Here is a 16,340-nt window from a genome sequence, read left to right as displayed (position 1 = left end):
CAATACCACCGCCTCGCCGACTACGGGTTCGGATGGTTATGACGGCGTGAGTGCCTTCATCAGCGCAGCGGCAGTTGCCTGGTCGATGCACGTCGGCTTACCACCGTTGGCGGAGTGGAATACACCGCCTTTGGTGTTTCCGGTGAAGTAGCACAGCGGGAACCCCGGTTGGCCTTCGGGGAAGGTCAGTGGCGGAGCGAGACCGTCGAGGGTCTCTTCACGCAGTGCGCGCAGTCCCTTGATCGCATCCGCGCTCGTCGAGGACGGGGAGAGGTTGGCTGCTTTGGCCGCCGCCAGGAACAGTTGCCCACCTGCCCAGGGCCACAGCAGCGGCGCGCTGAAGTCCCCGCTGCCCCGAAGACCGGGAATGTATTTGTCGAGGGCGTCGCCGAAGTCCTTGATGGCGGGAATCGAGTCATCGGTGTACAGCGCGTTCGAGCCCGCGAAGATGCTGCCGTCGAAGTTCGGGTCCGTGGCCCACGCTCTCTGCAGGCTCACGCCGGTAGGAGCCTGAATCGGTTTGTAACCTTGCTGCGCGCACGATGCCGCGATGCGCGAAATCGCCTCGACGGAGACGCCGGGGAATACGGCGTCGACACCCTTATCCTTGAATGCGAGACAGGGAGCGATGTAGTTCGGCGCGGCGATCGCGACTTTCTCCGCAGAGAATCCCAGACCGGCCTGTTCGGCCATTGGTTTCAGCATCTGTGGAAGCTGCTCGCAGACAGGGATTTCGGCACAATAGTAGACGCCGAGGGTTTTTGCGCCCACCTGCTTGGCCTGGGCCACCTCACCCAGCATCAGCACCGGCAGCGTGGTTCCGGAGGCGAAGAAGTTCGGGTCGGTGATGAACGGGGCGTCGACCGGCTGTCCGCCGATGACCGGAATGCCTTTGCTGTCGACGTAGTTCTGCCAACTACTACTGACCAGGCTGGTCTGGCCGACGATTGCGACCACCCTGTCCTGTTCGACCAGCTTCTTCGCGACGGCCAGCGCAGTTGTCGGATTCTGCTCGTCGTCGTATGAGACGAGTTTGACCGGGTGCCCATTGATTCCGCCGCGATCGTTGACCCACGACGCCCATGCCTGCAGCACGTCACTGGCGTGTCCCACCGACGCCGCGGCTGGGCCGGTACAGCTGCAAATCGACCCGATGAGGATCGGATCGCCCTTCAGCCCACCGTCGGAAACTTTCACCGGGCCAACGGCTTCGGTCCCGCCGGTCGTCGAGTCGGCGGAACACGACGAGAGTGCGAGCGCCGCCGCCAGCACCGGTGCGGCCCACCACAGAAACCTTGTTTTTCTCATTACTCCACTCCTGTACGGATTCCGAGCATTCGATTCGCTACGCCCATCGCCCGGCCGCGGTTCCGGGTGGGTGTCCTGCCGGCGTTGCCGACAAGTCTGTGTGGCCGCCGTCGATGCCGAGATAGTTCTGCAGCACGGCAGCTCGGTCGATGTCCGCGGCGGGCCCGGCGAACGCGACCGTGCCGCGGCTGAGCAACACCACGTGATCGGCCATCGTCATGGCGTGGTCGACGTACTGCTCGACCAGCACAATCGCCGAGCCGGTAGTACGCAATTCGCCGAGCGCCGTGAAGATCTCGTCCACGACCAGCGGAGCCAGGCCCATTGACACCTCGTCGAGCAGGACCACCGATGGATCGGCCAGCCAGGCGCGCCCCAGTGCCAGCATCTGCTGCTGGCCACCGGATAGCGAGCCGGCCCGTTGATCGAGCTTCGCCCGCAGCGCGGGGAAGATATCCAGCACATCGTCGGTGCTACCTCGGCGCCACGGCGGCATCAGGAGGCGCAGGTTCTCCCGAACCGTCAAGTCCGCGAAGACACCTCGGCCTTCGGGGATCAGGCACAGGCCCGCGCGGGCGCGGCGCACCGGGCGAGTGCGGGTCAGATCGGCCCCGCCTATCGACACCGTCCCCGATCGCGCCGGAAGTAGTCCGGAGGCCACCCGCAGCAGCGTTGACTTTCCGGCGCCGTTCGGCCCGAGCAGCGCCACCACCGATCGAGGTGCAACCGCGAGGTCGACCTCGTGCAGCACGATCGTGCTGCCATATCCCGCGGTGATCGACCTCAATTCGAGTGCGTAGTCGATGTCGGTCATGCGACGGGCTCCGTCATCCGGCGTTCGTCGGTGACCGGCTCACCGAGGTAGGCGTGCTGCACCACCTCCGAAGCGCGGACCTGCGCGGGCGAGCCCCGGAATATCAGGCGACCGAAGTCGAGTACGAAGATCTCCTCGCAGATCTCGAGCACCAGCGACATATCGTGCTCTACCAGTACGATTCCGACGCCACGTGCGGCGACGACCTGCCGCAGGATCTGCCCGAAACGCGCGGTTTCCGAGCGATCGAGGCCCGCACTCGGCTCGTCGAGCAACAGGATCCGGTACGGCCCGGCAAGACATCTGGCGAGCTCGACCAGTCTGCGTTGCCCGGTGGACAGTGCACCGACGCGAGAATCCGCGATGGATTCGATACCGCACAACGCGATAGCGGAGGCCGTCGCGGTGCGCACCCGCCGGGCCTGTCCGTGGGCCGAGACCAGCTGGGCCAGCGGGTTTGCGCCGGCGAGTGGACCTTCGGCGCCCATCGCGACGTTTTCGGCGACAGTGAGGGAGTCGAACAGTTCGGTCTGCTGAAAGGTTCGTCCGATGCCCAGCCGTGCCCGGCGCGCGGTCGAGGCTCGGCTGATCACCAGGTCCCGCAGTCGCACCTCGCCTGCGTTGGCCTGGACGAGACCGGTGCAGGCATCGAAGGTGGTGGTCTTGCCCGCCCCGTTAGGGCCGATGAGTCCGGTGATCCGCCCGGTGCACGCCTGGAAGGTGAGGCCGTCGACTGCCACTACGCCCCCGAACCGAACGGAAAGATCGTGGACATCCAGCACCGTGGTGGGCTGCTCGGTGGCGGGTTCCGCCGCGCGGACCGCCGAGGATCGATGGCGGCGAAACGCGTGGTCCAGCCAGGATCGAATCGGGCCGGGAACTTCGAGGCGGCTCGCGGTGGCGGCACGCAGCACCACCAGGATGCCGAACAGGACCTGGAGCCACAGCGACATGCCGGCGACTTGGACATAGGACGGCACCAGGATGAGCGCCACCGCGGCCAGCAGCGGATACCAAGGCTCCCGGCCCACCACCACGACGATGACCGCGAAATAAGTAACCGATAGCAGTGGCTGGTAATTCGCCGCCGAGGCGGTGGTCTGGGCCATTCCGGCGAGTGCGCCACCCAATGCGGCAAGAAATGCCGAGACGCAGAAGACGAGAACGCGGGTGACTTCGATCGTGACACCGTTGGTCCGCAGCGCGGTCGGCGATTCGGCCAGCCCCCGGAGCAGTCGTCCGAGCCTGCTCTTGTCCAAGGCCACCACAATCAGCGTGCCTACCGTGGCCAGCACCAGCACGAAACGGTAGAACGATGGGTCGGAATCGAGTCCGAATACGCTGGGGCGCGGCATTTTCAGGCCCAGACCACTGGTGCCGAACATGTAAGGCTCGCTGTAGAACATCATCTGTACTACGACACCGAATCCGAAGGTCGCCAACGCTAGATACAGGCCGCTGAGGCGAATGGCCGGAATCGATAACACCGCACCGATCGGAAGGACCACCAGTCCGCAGCCGATGAACGCAAGCGGCCATGGCCACTGCCGATCGACAGCCAGGTGCGAGAACGCGCAGGCTCCGATCGCCGTGAAAGCCATATGGCACAGCGAAACTTGACCGGACGTGCGGACCAACAGACCGAGCGACAGAAAGATGAGCGTCATCGCTAGCGCCACAGTCCAATCCGTCAAATGGATGCCCGCGAACAACGGAACCAGCGCGAGCACCGTCAACACCACGACCCCACCCGCGGATTGCAACGCCGGTGGCGCAGTCCAACCGGACCGGATCCGCCGGACCGCCCGGTCCCGGTCCATCAGGTAGCGCCGCGGCATGATCAGCAGCACGAGGAACAACGCCAAGAACGGCAATGCGGTGGGAACTCCCGCGCCCGGCCCGGTGGTGAAATAGTGCGTAGCCAACGCGGCGAGCACCCCGATGAGCAGTCCGCCGCCGAAACTCCAGGGCAGACTGGTGAATCGGCCGATGGCCGCAGCTCCGAACGCCTGGACGACCAGCAACGTCAACTGCATCGGATCGAGCGGAATCAACGGCGCGAACAGCACCCCGGACAGCGATGCCAAGCCAGTGCCGACACACCAGGCCGATCGTCGCGTGCGCACCGAGCTCGTCCCGGCCAGATCCAGCAATGCCGCATTCCCGACGACCGCGCGCATCGCGATGCCACCTCGGGTGAACCGCAGCGCGGCGGATAACGCGGCGGTCGCCAGTACCGCGACACCGAATGTTGCGACATCCGACCACTGCACCCGCACACCGAAGGCGGCGAATCCGCCCTGGGGCAGGAAGGTCGGAACGATCCGCGGCGTCTTCTGCCCGTAGTACAGACTCGCCCCTGCCTGGACAACAAGCAGAATGCCGACCGTCGCGGCGATCCGCAGTTCCAAACTCGCCCCGTCGACAACGCGGGCCAGCAATTCCAGTGCCGCGCCCATGGCCGGACCGATCCCGAGCACACAAATCGCCAGGGCGAGCTGCCATACGACACCATCGAGGACATACAACGTGTAGAACGCGTACGCCGACACAGTGGCCATAGCGCCGTGGGCGAAGTTGAACACTCCCGACGTCTTATAGGTGAGCACCAAACCCGTTGCGGCCAGCCCATAAACCGAGCCGGATACAATTCCGGCGATCACGAACGGCAAGAGACCTGCCACGATGTACTCCGATCTTCGCTGATCGCCGACCGGCCGCGACTGTGCGGAAGTGCCGGCGCGGACTTGCCTGACCTGGTCGGTTGTGCTGAATCGAACGGCTGGGGCGAGCTGTGCCAGGTCAGTGTCGACGGCTGACGCGCGCCTCGCCACGCGAACCCACGGCTCCTGCCTCGCAACAGAATTCGACGGCACAAAAACAAAGCCGGGCAGCGATTCAGGTCATTGGAAGGGAATTCACACTCCGCTTGCGGACGCCGATGTACTGCCGCTCGTCGACGCCCCGGACATGCGTCGGCAACTGGAACCGCCGTCCACTGCTGTGCCGATCTACGCCGGTATCGTGCACGAGAAGCCCGATGCGTAGCGAGTCGTCACGGCACTGACGCAGGCCGGTCAGTACTACAGCTGTCCATTCGGGGGCCTGAGCACAGGCTGCGGTATGGCTCCGATGACCGAAGCCGAGATGGATCGGGTAGTGCTCAGTATGGCGGTGGCACTCAGCCGAGAGTTGTTGTGGACCGGACCGACTCGGCCAACCGGCGTTTGCGAAACTCTCGGGGTGTCTCACCGTATCGTGCCTTGAATGCAGCGGAGAACCAGGTGAGGGTGAAGCCGCTGCGCACGGCGACCTCTCCGATTGTTGCTGTCGTGTCGGGGTTTTCGAGCATGGTCCGAGCCGCTCGCAGTGCTTCGTCCTGGCGCACTTCCCGATACGTGGTGCCCGCCTGATGCAGTGCGGTGCGCAGCTGTCGCGGCGACCAGCCCAATGCCCGCGCCACCTCGGGCAGCCGGAGGTCGGCAACTCCGATGTGTCGGCGCACGTGCTGTCGGACGGTCTCGGCGAGCTCTGTCAGATGAGTCTGCTGCGGGCCGGTATCACCCGCGCTCATCATGCAGAGCAGCTCGGCGATCCGGTCACCGACCGCGTTGAACTCCCGGCTCGTCAACGCGGATCGTTCGGCATGCAGATCACGGATCATACCCGCGGCGATCCGGCCGAGACCCGAGCCGAGGTCGAGCACCGGCTGTCGTAGGCCGGGTCGCGCGAACTCTGCGCGTGGTACCTGGAAGCCGTAGGCCACCGAGCCGGGGATATGCAGCCGGCACTGCCGATCCAGCGCCAGCACCGCCGCCTGCCCCGGTGAGATTCGAGTGACTCCGTACTCATCGGCCGCGGCGAATTCTCCCCGCTGTGGGACGACTACCCAGTAGAAGTCCTCGGCCGAAACACGACGGATGTTAGACGGGGTGCGGAAAGCCAACCGGTCGCCGGGCTGATCCCAGCGCAGCAGGCGGTACGTGGTCGTCTGCTGCACGGTCATGGCCACCTGCCAGCGCTCGGGTTCGCGGTAGCGATGATCCATCGGGACGAAACTGTTGGAGGTTTCGGTCCATTCGTCGACATCCGCGATGTCCAGCTCGTAGTACTCCATTGCGACACCCCGAACGGTTCAGCCGGTAACAATATCGATCGACAGGGACGTCACATCGAGGGCCTGATCGCTGGTGTCGCGTTTGGTGCGCAGCGCGTGGTGGAAATGCTCGGTCAGGTCCTCGATCCGTTGCGGGCGTTGTGCCTGCGGCACGGTGAAAAGTCCCGCCGGGCCGGCCAAGGTGTCCCACACCCGTTTGTGCAGGACGTCATCGGTGAGATCCGCGCTCGCCTTCGCCGGCAGCGGGACCAGATGCCGGCAGAGATGGCCGACGGCGCGGGGATTGGCCGCGATGCGCCCGAAACCGACGAGCGGCTCCAGCGCTTTCGCGTTCGAGATGCTGGGGCGAGCCGCTTCCATCAACTCCCGCACGTCGTCGTAGCGCCAGACCATCCGCAAGCCGGAGTTGTGTCGATGGGTGGGTTCGGACCAGTCGTGCAGCTGCCGGTATCGCTCGTCGCGTTCGGCGAACGACAGCTGGTTGGGGGTCAGCTCGTCGAAAGGGAATTTCATTGCAGACCATCGGTTTCGCTGAGATCAACGGCGATATGCATCACGCCTGGTGAAAGGTAAAGGTGCGTCGATGCACTCTTGGGCTCGGGAATTTGCTCACTGCGACCGGTGGCGACCACATATCGTCCGGCCGACCTGTCGATCGGCCCCGGACAGGCAATACCGACCGCGGTGATCTCGTCGTCTCCGGCGACATCGAGCAGCAGATCCCGGCAGCCCTCCCACACCGCATTCGCCGGTGCCGGGATTCGCTTGATATCCCCTGTACCGACGCCGCCACTCACCCGGCTCGCGGCGAATTCCGCAGGGCCGATATCCAATGCCAGTACGGTCATGAATCAGTTACCACTACAACGCCTTTCGTCCTGGTTGTGCAATGCCGGTAATAAGCGGGCTGGCTCCCTCATGGGACCTCCGAGGCTGGTCGACCGTGGCGTCATGCACCTACCGGAACAGTGTCGGCCACCCGCGCTCGCTGTTTCGGCCAAGTACACATTCCGTGCCGATGAACGCAGATTCACTGCCCCGCAGCGTAAAATGCGCGGTAGCCGAGCTCGCCCGGATCACCTTGCGAAAGTCCCTACGCACCACCCGATGTCGCTTCGCGCACCGGCACGGTGAGCATGGCGACGATCATGTCGATGATCTCGGCGGTGTCGTTGTCGGGGTCCGGGGTGCGCACGTCCGCCTCCAGTGCGCGTTCGTAGTCGGCGACCAGGGCGAACAGGACGGTCGCCATGGTTTCCAGGCGCTGGCGGCGTCGGCGGGGTGTGAGTTGCGGCAGGGCCGCGTCCAGGCGGCTGGCGATGATGCGGACGGCGGCGCGGTCGGTGCTTGCGAGGCGGCGGGCATCGGCGATCACAGGGTGGGCGCGCACCACCTCGAGGAAGCGGCCGTAGTGGGTGACCTGTGCCGTGTAGATGAGTTCGAGGATGGGGGCCACGAGCATCGCGACCAGCGTGCGGATCTCGTGTGCGCTGCCTTCGGCCTCGTATTGGGCGAGCAGCCCCATTCGGCGGTCTTCGAGCCAGTTCATGCGGCGGTCGACGATGGCCTCGAGCAGACCGCTGCGGGATTCGAAGTAGTAGTGCACAGCGGAGTTGTTGCGCTGGCCCGCGGCTGCGGCGATATCGCGGAGCGGGACGTACACGCCACGGTCGGCGATGAGTCGTTCGCCCGCGTCGAGCAATGCGGCACGCGGATCGTCGGTGGCCATATCAGCACTGTACTAAAGCCGAGTGTTGACTACATTAAGCGAAACTGCTTAATTGGGCTGTACGGAACGGAGGCGCGGCGGCCTTTGTGCAGCAGACTCGAGGTGATCCGATGACCATCGCGCGGGGCCCGATCTTCCAGCTGTGCTGGGTGGTGCGCAATATCGAGGCGGCGCAGCGCGAGTTCACCGAGCGGTACGGCGTCGCGAAGTGGTTCACCATTGCGGACGTGCACTTCGGACCGCAGTTGTGCGAATTACATGGCGCGCCCGCCGATTACACGATCACGGTGGCATTGGGGTATGCGGGCGGGCAGCAGTTGGAGTTGATCGAGCCCAAGTCCGGGACCAGCTTGTATTCCGACCATCTGGACAGCGTCGGGCCTGGACTGCATCACGTCGCGTGGGTGCCCGACGACTATGACGCGGCGCTGGCCGAGGCGACGGCAAGTGGGGTCGAGATCCTCGCGCGCGGCGCGTTCGAGAACATTGGGATGGAGTTCGCCTATTTCGATGGAGGCGCACTCGGTTCCGCCGTCGAGCTCATGCGGCTGTCCGCGGATATGAAGGCGATATTCGACTACCTGATTCCGGCAGGGTTTTCGAACCCATGGGTGTAGGAACCGAATTCCCCCGCTCAGTATCGAACCGGTCGAATTGAACAGGGCGCACAGCGCCGAAAGTATGGAAGGCGATTGAGATGCGATTCACCTATGCCGAGACGATGACGGACCCGAGCTTCTATGTGCCGTTGGCGCAGGCCGCAGAAGCAGCCGGGTACACCTCGATGACGATCGCCGACAGCGTGGCCTATCCGAAGGAATCCGACGCCACTTACCCCTACACCCCTGACGGCAATCGGGAGTTCCTGGAGGACAAGCCGTTCATCGAGGCCTTCGTGCTGTCGGCGGCCATCGCGGCGGCCACGACGACGCTGCGGCTGACGCCTTTCGTGGTGAAGCTGCCCATTCGCCCACCGGTGCTGGTCGCCAAGCAGGCCGCCTCGATCGCGGCATTGAGCGGGAACCGGTTCGGCTTCGGCGTCGGCATCAGCCCGTGGCCGGATGATTTCGAAATCATGGGTGTGCCGTTCGACCATCGCGGTGCACGCATGGACGAGTGCATCGATATCGTGCGCGGGCTCACCGCGGGCGGCTATTTCGAATACCACGGACAGTTCTACGATCTGCCGCCCATCAAGATCAGCCCGGTGCCGACCGAGCCGATTCCGATCCTCATCGGCGGACACAGCGGCCCGGCACTGCGGCGCGCGGCCCAGCGCGGCGACGGCTGGATGCATGCCGGTGGCGATCCGGCCGAATTGGACCGGCTGCTGGCGAAACTCGATGTGCTGCGCGCCGAATACGGCACCCGCAAGGATTTCGAGATCCACGTCATCTCGCTGGACGGGTTCACCGTCGACGGTGTGAAACGGTTGGAGGACAAGGGCGTGACCGATGTGATCGTCGGTTTCCGTTATCCCTACACCACCGAACCCGATACCGAATCGCTGGACACCAAGATCGCGCACCTGTCCCGGTTCGCGGAGAAGGTCATCGCGAAGACGAGCTGAACCCATCTGCAGACCGGGTCGGGGCTCCTTATCGTCGCGATCGGGGTGGCCTCGAACCCTGGTGACACCGCCTGTGATGCCCGTCACGAGCGCCTCTTGTCACAGAATGTGGTGGTCCGGCGTCTGGTGAGTGACGCAGATCCAACAGACAGGAGCCGCCCGTGGCCAGACACTTCCGGATGCCGGGGGCACAGTCGTGAGTGCCGATCCTGCCACCGAAGTCTTCGTCACCCACCGCAACCTGCTCTTCACCGTCGCCTACGAAATGCTCGGCTCAGCCGCCGACGCCGAAGACGTCCTCCAAGAAACCTGGCTACGCTGGGCAAGCGTCGACCTCCACACAGTGCACGACCAACGCGCCTACCTCGTCCGCATCACCACCCGCCAGTCCCTCGACCGACTACGCGCACTCGGACGCCGCAAAGAAACCTACATCGGACCCTGGCTGCCCGAACCACTACTCACCACACCCGACGTCGCCGACGATGTCGAACTCGCCGAGAACGTCTCGATGGCAATGCTTTTGGTATTGGAGACACTTGCCCCGATCGAGCGCGCGGTATTCGTGCTGCGCGAGGTATTCGACCTGCCCTACGACGAGATCGCCGAGGCCGTCGACAAAACACCGGCCGCGGTCCGCCAGATCGCCCATCGTGCCCGAGCACATGTGGCCGCACGCCGACCGCGCGGACCGGTTTCGGCCGCCCAGAGCCGCGACGTGCTCGCAGCGTTCCAGCACGCGCTCGAAACCGGCGATATCCAGGGCTTGTTCGATATGCTCGCGCCCGATGTCGTGCTGCTGGGTGACGGTGGCGGAATCAAACAAGCCCTGCCGCGCCCTATCACGGGAGCCGACAAGGTGGCCCGCCTCCTCGCCGCCTTCCCTGGCAGAATCGCTGCTGCCTTGTCGCTGCGACCGGCCCAGGTCAACGGCTATCCGGCGCTGGTCATACGGCTCGACGACGAGCTCGATACGGTCATGGCGGTACGCATCGAAGATGGGCTCATCACCGGCATCTACGCCGTGCGTAATCCCGAGAAGTTGTCGCATGTGCGGCAGGAAACCGCCTTGCGCCGCTGAGTCCGTTGGCCTCGGATGGGCACTGCCCATCTGCCAGCCGCTGTCGCGGCATGATCGCCAGGCCAGCGGGCCGCGCTCGCCGCCGAGGTCGGCCTGTCTGCGGCGTGTGTGGCCGGACCGCTGCGCGCGACGCACTGCACCCGACAACACGTGACCGTCCTGCGCCTCGAGGAGTGCGCAGTTCTGAGCGAACGGCGTTATGGATGCTATGCGGCGAGGGCGGCCCTGGCAGCAGCGAGAGTTTGCGATCGATAGGAGCTGCCGAAGAGCACCACGTGCACGAGGAGCGGATGCAATTGGTGCAGTGGGATGCGCGCCTGCCAGTCGTCAGCGAGAGGATGGGCTTCGTGGTAGGCGGCGCGGATCCGGTCCAGGTGTGGGGTGCCGAAGAGGGCGAGCATGGCGAGGTCGGTTTCGCGGTGACCACCGTGGGCGGCCGGGTCGATGACCAGTGCGCGGTCGGCGGTCCACAAGACGTTGCCGGACCACAGATCGCCATGGATGCGGCTGGGTGGTTCGGATGGGCCCGCCAAGGTTTCGATATTCTCGATCACGCGCTCCACCAAGCCAACTCCGTCGCGACCGAGCGCTGCGGCGGCCTTCGGCAGGTACGGAGCGAGGCGATAGTCGGCGTACCAGCGCGCCCACGAGATACCGACCTGGGAGTTGTCCAGCGGCAGATCGGCGATCCAACCCGGCCACGGCGCGCCGAACGATCCCGGCGAATCCGCATGCAGCGCGGCAAGTTCGCGCCCGAAACGCTGCGCGGCGGCTGCGCTCGGCGCGGCGGCGGAAACCCAGGGTAATACCAGCATCCCGTCGTCGACAGCCAGCACCTCGGGCACCAACCCGGGAGCCACCGCGGCGAGCCAGCGCAGCCCGGCCGCCTCGGCCGCGAATACCGGCGTCTGGTCATGCGCGGCCTTCACGAACACCTCGCGGCCGTCACCGAGTACTGCCCGATGCAGCGTCCACGAATGATGTGATCCCAGATCGGTCATCGAATCCACCGTCACACCGATCAGGGCCGCGAGATCCGTCGCACCCGTCACTTCGATCCCCTGCCCACGCCCCGAACCTACCCGCCAGGTCCACTCCGGCGCAGTAACTCCGGGGGCCCGCTCCTGCGCGCCACGTGTGAACCCGGTGTATCGAACCAAACGCCGTTGAGCTCGCCGCATGACCAAGCCGACGCGGCCCTTCACCGCCAGGGAATGGCGATAGTCCGACAACGGACTCGGCGCGCACCGCCGCCGTGTGCTCGGTCGGGCCCAGTCGCCTCGGTCGTGCCGGATGCCGTAGCCACTGGCGTCGGTCACCACCGACGTACACTGCCCCTGCTCACGACGCGGCGTTGAGGCGCTTCTTGGTGTCCTCGTCGGCCGGGAAGAACGATTCGATGGCCAGTTCGGCGACGGTCACGTTCATCGGGGTGCCGAAGACGGTAGTGACGCTGATGAAGGACAGTTCGTGGTCGTTGTGGCGCAGGCGTAGCGGGACAACGGCTTGGTCCGGTTCGGGAAGGGTGAGATCGACTGTGCCGCCGGGGTATTCGCGCAATTCGTCGCGGAGCTCGATCAATTCCGGCGAGCCGGTGACTTCGATCTGGCGCGACAGTCGCTCGAAGATGTGGCCGCGCCATTCGGCCAGATTGACGATGCGGCTGGCCATACCGTCGGGGTGCAGGCTCAGGCGCAGAGCATTCACCGGTGCGGTGAGCAGCTCTGGGTCGATCCCCGTCAATAGCAGTGCCACACCGGAATTGGCGTCGACCATGTTCCAGCTCTGGTCGATGGCCAGCGCCGGATAGGGGTCGTGACCGGCGAGGATCTGACGCATCGCGCCGCGCACCGCGTCCATCGCGGGTGTATCGAGGGATGGTTGGGCGTAGGCGGGCGCGAATCCGGCCGCGAGCAGTAGCCGATTGCGTTCGCGCAAGGGGATTTCCAACTGCTCGCACAGGTGCACCAGCATGGTGCGGCTCGGATTCGCGCGACCCGTTTCGATGAAACTCAGGTGCCGCGCGGATGTTTCGGCGCGTCCGGCCAATTCCAGCTGGCTGAGCCTGCGCTCGAGCCGCCAGTGGCGCAGCAGGTCACCGGCTGTCTGCGTACTCACCCTGCCGATCCTACGAACCCCACGGGCCTGGCACGATTATCTGAGGGGTAATCGGGGTGCGGCCAATCAGAACCGCCAGCGGGTCGCGCCACCGGGTTCCACCGTCGAGAGCGCGGTAGCGGTGAGTGCGGTCAGACGGTAGACGTGCCAAGGCGGCGGGCCCGCGGAGGGGGCGCTGTATGCGGCGGTGAGCGCCTCTCCGGTGTCGTCCACGCGACACGGCCAGCCGCCGTCGGCCCAGCGCCGGGCCATCTCGGCGACGGCGGAGGGATCGGCGATCCTGGTCGCGGTGCCCTCGACGACCAGATCGAATTCGTGGGTGGCCACACTGATCGCGCAGCGCGGATCGTGAGCCAGGTTGCGGCCCTTGCGGCTGCTGGCGCCGGTGGTGAACCAGAAGGCGCCGTCGACCCAGAGCGCGCCGACCGCGGTGACGTGCGGGCTGCCGTCCGGATTGATCGTGGACAGCCAGCAGGTGTGCCGGTCCAGACCGCCGGAGCCGGGCGCTTGTTCGATGCCCGCGTCGAGTCGTCGGCGAATGCTGTCCCAGTCGATCGGCGGCAGCTCGTAGCGGTCGGCGAGGTTGATTGTGTCCATATCAGTAGGACGAACCGTGTCCGGGGAACTCACCGGCGTCAGAAGATTTCATCGCCGGCGAAGGCCTGGGCCGACGGGGCCGCGGTGAGCTCGGCGCCGATCGCTTTGGTGAATTCGGTGAGGTCGCCGGGACTGCGGGAGGTGATCAGCGGCCAGCCGTTCTCGTCCGAACGAACCACCGCCCGATCGATCCAGCGCCCCTCGGCGTTGACGACGTCGGTGCGCAGCGAGTGATAGGAGGTCAACGTCTTGCCCGCGAGGACGTCGGCCTCCACGAGCAGCCATGGGCCGTGGCAGATCGCCGCGACGGGTTTGCCCGCACGCACGAACTGCTGCGCCACTTCCACAGCGCGCTCGCAGACGCGCAGTTTATCCGCGTTCACCGTTCCGCCGGGCACGACGAGCAGGTCGAAGTCGTCGGCCTCGAGGTCGTTGAGCGCCGCATCCGGCTGCACGACCTCGTCCTTGTCGACATCGTGTCGAAAAGTCTGGACCTCGCTTCGTTCGGGGGTCGCGTGCACGGCGACGGCGCCGTGTTCGCGCAACCAGCCCAGTGGCATCAACAGCTCGTCGTGTTCGACGCCGGTATTCGCGGTGATGACCAATGCGCGCACGCCGCGCAATTCCTCGGACATACCGGACCCCTTTCTCGCCAATCCTTCACTAAGGTCGGCCTACCCCGACGCGGAGTACTCAAACGACTCCGGCATCCATCCGGATCGGCGATTTGCGCAGTAAAATCCAGTAATGGCCGTGGTCCTGCCCACTGTCGGCGTGGAAGAGGAATTCCTTCTGGCGGATCCGATCACGGGTGCGCCGAGTCCGCGCAATGTCGAAGTCGCGGCTGCGGCCGCCGATGTCGGTATCGATCTGCAGTTGGAGTTGACGCGCTGCCAGGTCGAGATCAATACCGAGGTGCATACCCGGACCCCTGAATTACTCGATGACCTGCGCCGACTGCGCCGCAGCGTGGCCAATTGCGCGGAGAAGCATGGTGCGCGGTTGCTCGCGGTGGCCGTGCCGCCCGCGATACCGGATGCGTATCCGGTCACCGATACCCCACGCTATCGACGCATCGAACGCTATTTCGGGATGCTCGCGCATGAACAGGGCTTGTGCGGTTGCCATGTCCATGTCGGGGTCCCGTCCCGTGACGTCGCGGTGCTGGTCGGGAACTACTTGCGGCCCTGGTTACCGGTGTTGTTGGCTTTGACGGCCAATTCCGCGGTCTACCGTGCCACCGATACCGGATACGCCAGTTGGCGCAGCATTATGTGGCGGCGGTGGCCCAGTGCCGGTCCCCCACCGTTCTTCGATTCGCCCGCGGATTTCGACCGTATGGTGCAAATGATGTTCGCCAGCGGCAGCATTCTCGATACGGCGATGGTGTATTGGGATGTGCGGCCCTCGGCCTCGTACCCGACGGTCGAGGTGCGTGTCAGCGATGTACCGGCGACAGTCGAGGAAACGGCGTTGTTGGCCACGCTGATTCGCGCGGCGGTCGTCATGGCGCAGACGGCGATCGAGGATGGAGTGCCGCCGCCCCCGGTCCCCGCGGAGGTTTTGCGGGCCGCGTATTGGAAGGCGGCCCGGTCCGGCCTGGACGGAGACGGCCTCGACACGATCAGCGGGCGCGCGCTTCCGGCCAGTACTCTGCTCGCCGGGCTGGTCGACTATCTCACTCCGGCACTCGAACAGTCCGGCGAGCAGCAGTTCGTCGCCGATACCGTCAAAGCGGTGCTTGCGCGTGGCAACGGTGCACGGCGACAACGGATTGCGATGCATGCGCACAACGATGTCGCCGATGTCATCGATGTGGTCGCCGCCGCCACTCTCGAAGGGTGCTACTGACCGGACAAGCCGAATATCGGCGGCGGGCCACCATCCCGGACGATCTGTGCGGAAAGTGCTTCGATAGAGGTATGCCCCTACTTGTCGGCACATCGGGTTGGCAGTACCGAGACTGGCGCGAGGTGCTGTATCCAACGGACGTGCCGCAGCGTGCGTGGCTGGAAACCTACGCCGCGAGCTTCGCGACGGTCGAGAGCAACAATGCCTTCTATCGACTGCCCAGTGGCGAGACCTTCGCGGCATGGCGGGATCGGACACCGCCGGACTTCTGTTTCGCGGTCAAGGCAAGCCGTTTCCTCACCCACATCAAGCGGCTACGCGAACCCAAGGAGCCGGTCGAGCGCTTGATGGAGCACGCCCGTGCACTCGGCGACAAGCTGGGGCCGGTGCTGTTGCAACTTCCGCCGACGCTGCGGGTCGATCCGGCACTGCTCGACGCGTGCCTACGCTGTTTTCCGCCCGAGGTCCGGATCGCGGTCGAACCCCGGCACGATTCCTGGTGGATTCCGGAAGTTCGTGCCGTGTTGACCGAATGCGGTGCGGCGCTGTGCTGGGCCGATGTCCGCTCCCGTCCGGTCGCACCGCTGTGGCGCACGACGGACTGGGGTTATCTGCGACTGCATTCCGGACGTGCGACACCCGCACCGCGCTATGGACGCACGGCACTGTCCAGTTGGGCGCGACGGCTGGCCGACACCTGGTCCGATCGCGAAGAGGTGTTCGTCTACTTCAACAATGATCCCGGCGGTGCGGCGGTGCGCGACGCGGTCGTCTTCGCACGCGCCGCCGCCGCGGCCGGAGCCACCGTCAGCCGAACAGCCGCAACGGTTTTCAGCCGACGATAGCGTTCATGATGGTGCCGGCACTGGTTGCGATGACACCACCGAGCATCGCGCCGGCGAGCATCTTCGGCGAGTCCAGGGTGCCGCCGCTCCACTTCTCCCAAGCGAACCGGCCGCCCGCATAGGTGATGCCGCAGACACCCGACAGCAGCACAAACCAGGTCAGGTAGCGGACCATCTGCAGGATCTTCTCCGAATTGGGCGGCGCCTCCGGCGTCGGGTTCCCGATTTGAGCAAGAACGGTCTCGTGCAAGGTGATCAGCATCATGGGCACATACTCATTCCAGTCGAGGTGAGCGATGAGCGGCAGATA

General features: G+C 65.3%; 17 protein-coding genes. 5 read left to right on the top strand and 12 right to left on the bottom strand.

Annotated elements, in window-relative coordinates; genetic code table 11:
• Positions 1-36: 36 nt before the first annotated feature.
• The 7 genes from ACQP2U_RS18070 to ACQP2U_RS18040 form a co-directional block, all read right to left on the bottom strand.
• Positions 37-1,308: an ABC transporter substrate-binding protein gene (locus ACQP2U_RS18070; RefSeq protein ID WP_433715717.1), complete on the bottom strand. Its 1,272-nt coding sequence runs from the start codon at positions 1,306-1,308 to the stop codon at positions 37-39.
• Between the two features lie 37 nt (positions 1,309-1,345).
• The gene (locus ACQP2U_RS18065) at positions 1,346-2,122 is read right to left on the bottom strand and encodes an ABC transporter ATP-binding protein (protein ID WP_433715716.1); all 777 of its coding nucleotides are present in this window, start codon (positions 2,120-2,122) and stop codon (positions 1,346-1,348) included.
• Complete coding sequence (locus ACQP2U_RS18060; protein ID WP_433715715.1) at positions 2,119-4,806, bottom strand: ABC transporter permease subunit; 2,688 nt, start codon at positions 4,804-4,806, stop codon at positions 2,119-2,121. The genes ACQP2U_RS18065 and ACQP2U_RS18060 overlap by 4 nt, the downstream gene beginning before the upstream one ends.
• Positions 4,807-5,303: 497 nt before the next feature.
• Positions 5,304-6,239, bottom strand: a complete 936-nt coding sequence (locus tag ACQP2U_RS18055) for an AraC family transcriptional regulator (RefSeq protein ID WP_433715714.1) — start codon at positions 6,237-6,239, stop codon at positions 5,304-5,306.
• Between the two features lie 18 nt (positions 6,240-6,257).
• Positions 6,258-6,752, bottom strand: a complete 495-nt coding sequence (locus ACQP2U_RS18050) for a hypothetical protein (RefSeq protein WP_433715713.1) — start codon at positions 6,750-6,752, stop codon at positions 6,258-6,260.
• Complete coding sequence (locus tag ACQP2U_RS18045; protein ID WP_433715712.1) at positions 6,749-7,087, bottom strand: hypothetical protein; 339 nt, start codon at positions 7,085-7,087, stop codon at positions 6,749-6,751. The genes ACQP2U_RS18050 and ACQP2U_RS18045 overlap by 4 nt, the downstream gene beginning before the upstream one ends.
• A gap of 245 nt (positions 7,088-7,332) precedes the next feature.
• Positions 7,333-7,968, bottom strand: coding sequence for a helix-turn-helix domain-containing protein (locus ACQP2U_RS18040; protein ID WP_433715711.1), 636 nt, complete (start codon positions 7,966-7,968; stop codon positions 7,333-7,335).
• A gap of 110 nt (positions 7,969-8,078) precedes the next feature.
• On the opposite strand from ACQP2U_RS18040, the gene ACQP2U_RS18035 reads away from it, so the two are divergent.
• From ACQP2U_RS18035 to ACQP2U_RS18025, 3 genes are all read left to right on the top strand, one after another.
• On the top strand, positions 8,079-8,585 hold the full coding sequence (locus tag ACQP2U_RS18035; RefSeq protein ID WP_433715710.1) for a VOC family protein: 507 nt from the start codon (positions 8,079-8,081) through the stop codon (positions 8,583-8,585).
• A gap of 80 nt (positions 8,586-8,665) precedes the next feature.
• On the top strand, positions 8,666-9,538 hold the full coding sequence (locus ACQP2U_RS18030) for a TIGR03619 family F420-dependent LLM class oxidoreductase (protein ID WP_433715709.1): 873 nt from the start codon (positions 8,666-8,668) through the stop codon (positions 9,536-9,538).
• 196 nt (positions 9,539-9,734) lie between these two features.
• A complete protein-coding gene (locus tag ACQP2U_RS18025) occupies positions 9,735-10,619 on the top strand; it encodes an RNA polymerase sigma-70 factor (RefSeq protein ID WP_433715708.1) in 885 nt (294 codons plus the stop codon).
• Positions 10,620-10,825: 206 nt separating this feature from the next.
• On the opposite strand, the gene ACQP2U_RS18020 is transcribed toward ACQP2U_RS18025, so the two are convergent.
• The 4 genes from ACQP2U_RS18020 to ACQP2U_RS18005 form a co-directional block, all read right to left on the bottom strand.
• A complete protein-coding gene (locus ACQP2U_RS18020; RefSeq protein ID WP_433715707.1) occupies positions 10,826-11,671 on the bottom strand; it encodes a fructosamine kinase family protein in 846 nt (281 codons plus the stop codon).
• Positions 11,672-11,960: 289 nt separating this feature from the next.
• Positions 11,961-12,746, bottom strand: coding sequence for a helix-turn-helix domain-containing protein (locus ACQP2U_RS18015; RefSeq protein ID WP_433716512.1), 786 nt, complete (start codon positions 12,744-12,746; stop codon positions 11,961-11,963).
• 57 nt (positions 12,747-12,803) lie between these two features.
• A complete protein-coding gene (locus tag ACQP2U_RS18010) occupies positions 12,804-13,334 on the bottom strand; it encodes a pyridoxamine 5'-phosphate oxidase family protein (RefSeq protein ID WP_433715706.1) in 531 nt (176 codons plus the stop codon).
• 38 nt (positions 13,335-13,372) lie between these two features.
• Entirely contained in the window at positions 13,373-13,969 is a 597-nt protein-coding gene (locus ACQP2U_RS18005; protein ID WP_397038355.1) for a type 1 glutamine amidotransferase domain-containing protein, read from the bottom strand.
• Between the two features lie 112 nt (positions 13,970-14,081).
• Here ACQP2U_RS18005 and ACQP2U_RS18000 point away from each other — a divergent pair, with 112 nt between their 5' ends.
• Positions 14,082-15,185: a glutamate--cysteine ligase 2 gene (locus tag ACQP2U_RS18000; protein ID WP_433715705.1), complete on the top strand. Its 1,104-nt coding sequence runs from the start codon at positions 14,082-14,084 to the stop codon at positions 15,183-15,185.
• A 71-nt stretch (positions 15,186-15,256) separates the two neighbouring features.
• A complete protein-coding gene (locus ACQP2U_RS17995; RefSeq protein ID WP_433716511.1) occupies positions 15,257-16,030 on the top strand; it encodes a DUF72 domain-containing protein in 774 nt (257 codons plus the stop codon).
• Here ACQP2U_RS17995 and ACQP2U_RS17990 read toward each other — a convergent pair.
• Entirely contained in the window at positions 16,017-16,295 is a 279-nt protein-coding gene (locus ACQP2U_RS17990; protein ID WP_397038349.1) for a hypothetical protein, read from the bottom strand. The two genes, ACQP2U_RS17995 and ACQP2U_RS17990, sit on opposite strands and share 14 nt — an antisense overlap.
• Between the last annotated feature and the right edge of the window lie 45 nt (positions 16,296-16,340).

Source organism: Nocardia sp. CA-084685, from assembly GCF_050955785.1.
Classification (GTDB): Bacteria; Actinomycetota; Actinomycetes; order Mycobacteriales; family Mycobacteriaceae; genus Nocardia.
Note: the sequence above shows the minus strand (reverse complement) of the source record. Positions and strands in the feature narration are given on the sequence as shown.

What these genes read in the sequence shown, in the direction of transcription:
- ACQP2U_RS18070 (WP_433715717.1), bottom strand. Translation starts at nt 1,308, where the DNA reads ATGAGAAAAACAAGGTTTCTGTGGTGGGCCGCACCGGTGCTGGCGGCG.
- ACQP2U_RS18065 (WP_433715716.1), bottom strand. Translation starts at nt 2,122, where the DNA reads ATGACCGACATCGACTACGCACTCGAATTGAGGTCGATCACCGCGGGA.
- ACQP2U_RS18055 (WP_433715714.1), bottom strand. Translation starts at nt 6,239, where the DNA reads ATGGAGTACTACGAGCTGGACATCGCGGATGTCGACGAATGGACCGAA.
- ACQP2U_RS18050 (WP_433715713.1), bottom strand. Translation starts at nt 6,752, where the DNA reads ATGAAATTCCCTTTCGACGAGCTGACCCCCAACCAGCTGTCGTTCGCC.
- ACQP2U_RS18045 (WP_433715712.1), bottom strand. Translation starts at nt 7,087, where the DNA reads ATGACCGTACTGGCATTGGATATCGGCCCTGCGGAATTCGCCGCGAGC.
- ACQP2U_RS18040 (WP_433715711.1), bottom strand. Translation starts at nt 7,968, where the DNA reads ATGGCCACCGACGATCCGCGTGCCGCATTGCTCGACGCGGGCGAACGA.
- ACQP2U_RS18035 (WP_433715710.1), top strand. Translation starts at nt 8,079, where the DNA reads ATGACCATCGCGCGGGGCCCGATCTTCCAGCTGTGCTGGGTGGTGCGC.
- ACQP2U_RS18030 (WP_433715709.1), top strand. Translation starts at nt 8,666, where the DNA reads ATGCGATTCACCTATGCCGAGACGATGACGGACCCGAGCTTCTATGTG.
- ACQP2U_RS18010 (WP_433715706.1), bottom strand. Translation starts at nt 13,334, where the DNA reads ATGGACACAATCAACCTCGCCGACCGCTACGAGCTGCCGCCGATCGAC.
- ACQP2U_RS18005 (WP_397038355.1), bottom strand. Translation starts at nt 13,969, where the DNA reads ATGTCCGAGGAATTGCGCGGCGTGCGCGCATTGGTCATCACCGCGAAT.
- ACQP2U_RS18000 (WP_433715705.1), top strand. Translation starts at nt 14,082, where the DNA reads ATGGCCGTGGTCCTGCCCACTGTCGGCGTGGAAGAGGAATTCCTTCTG.
- ACQP2U_RS17995 (WP_433716511.1), top strand. Translation starts at nt 15,257, where the DNA reads ATGCCCCTACTTGTCGGCACATCGGGTTGGCAGTACCGAGACTGGCGC.
- ACQP2U_RS17990 (WP_397038349.1), bottom strand. Translation starts at nt 16,295, where the DNA reads ATGATGCTGATCACCTTGCACGAGACCGTTCTTGCTCAAATCGGGAAC.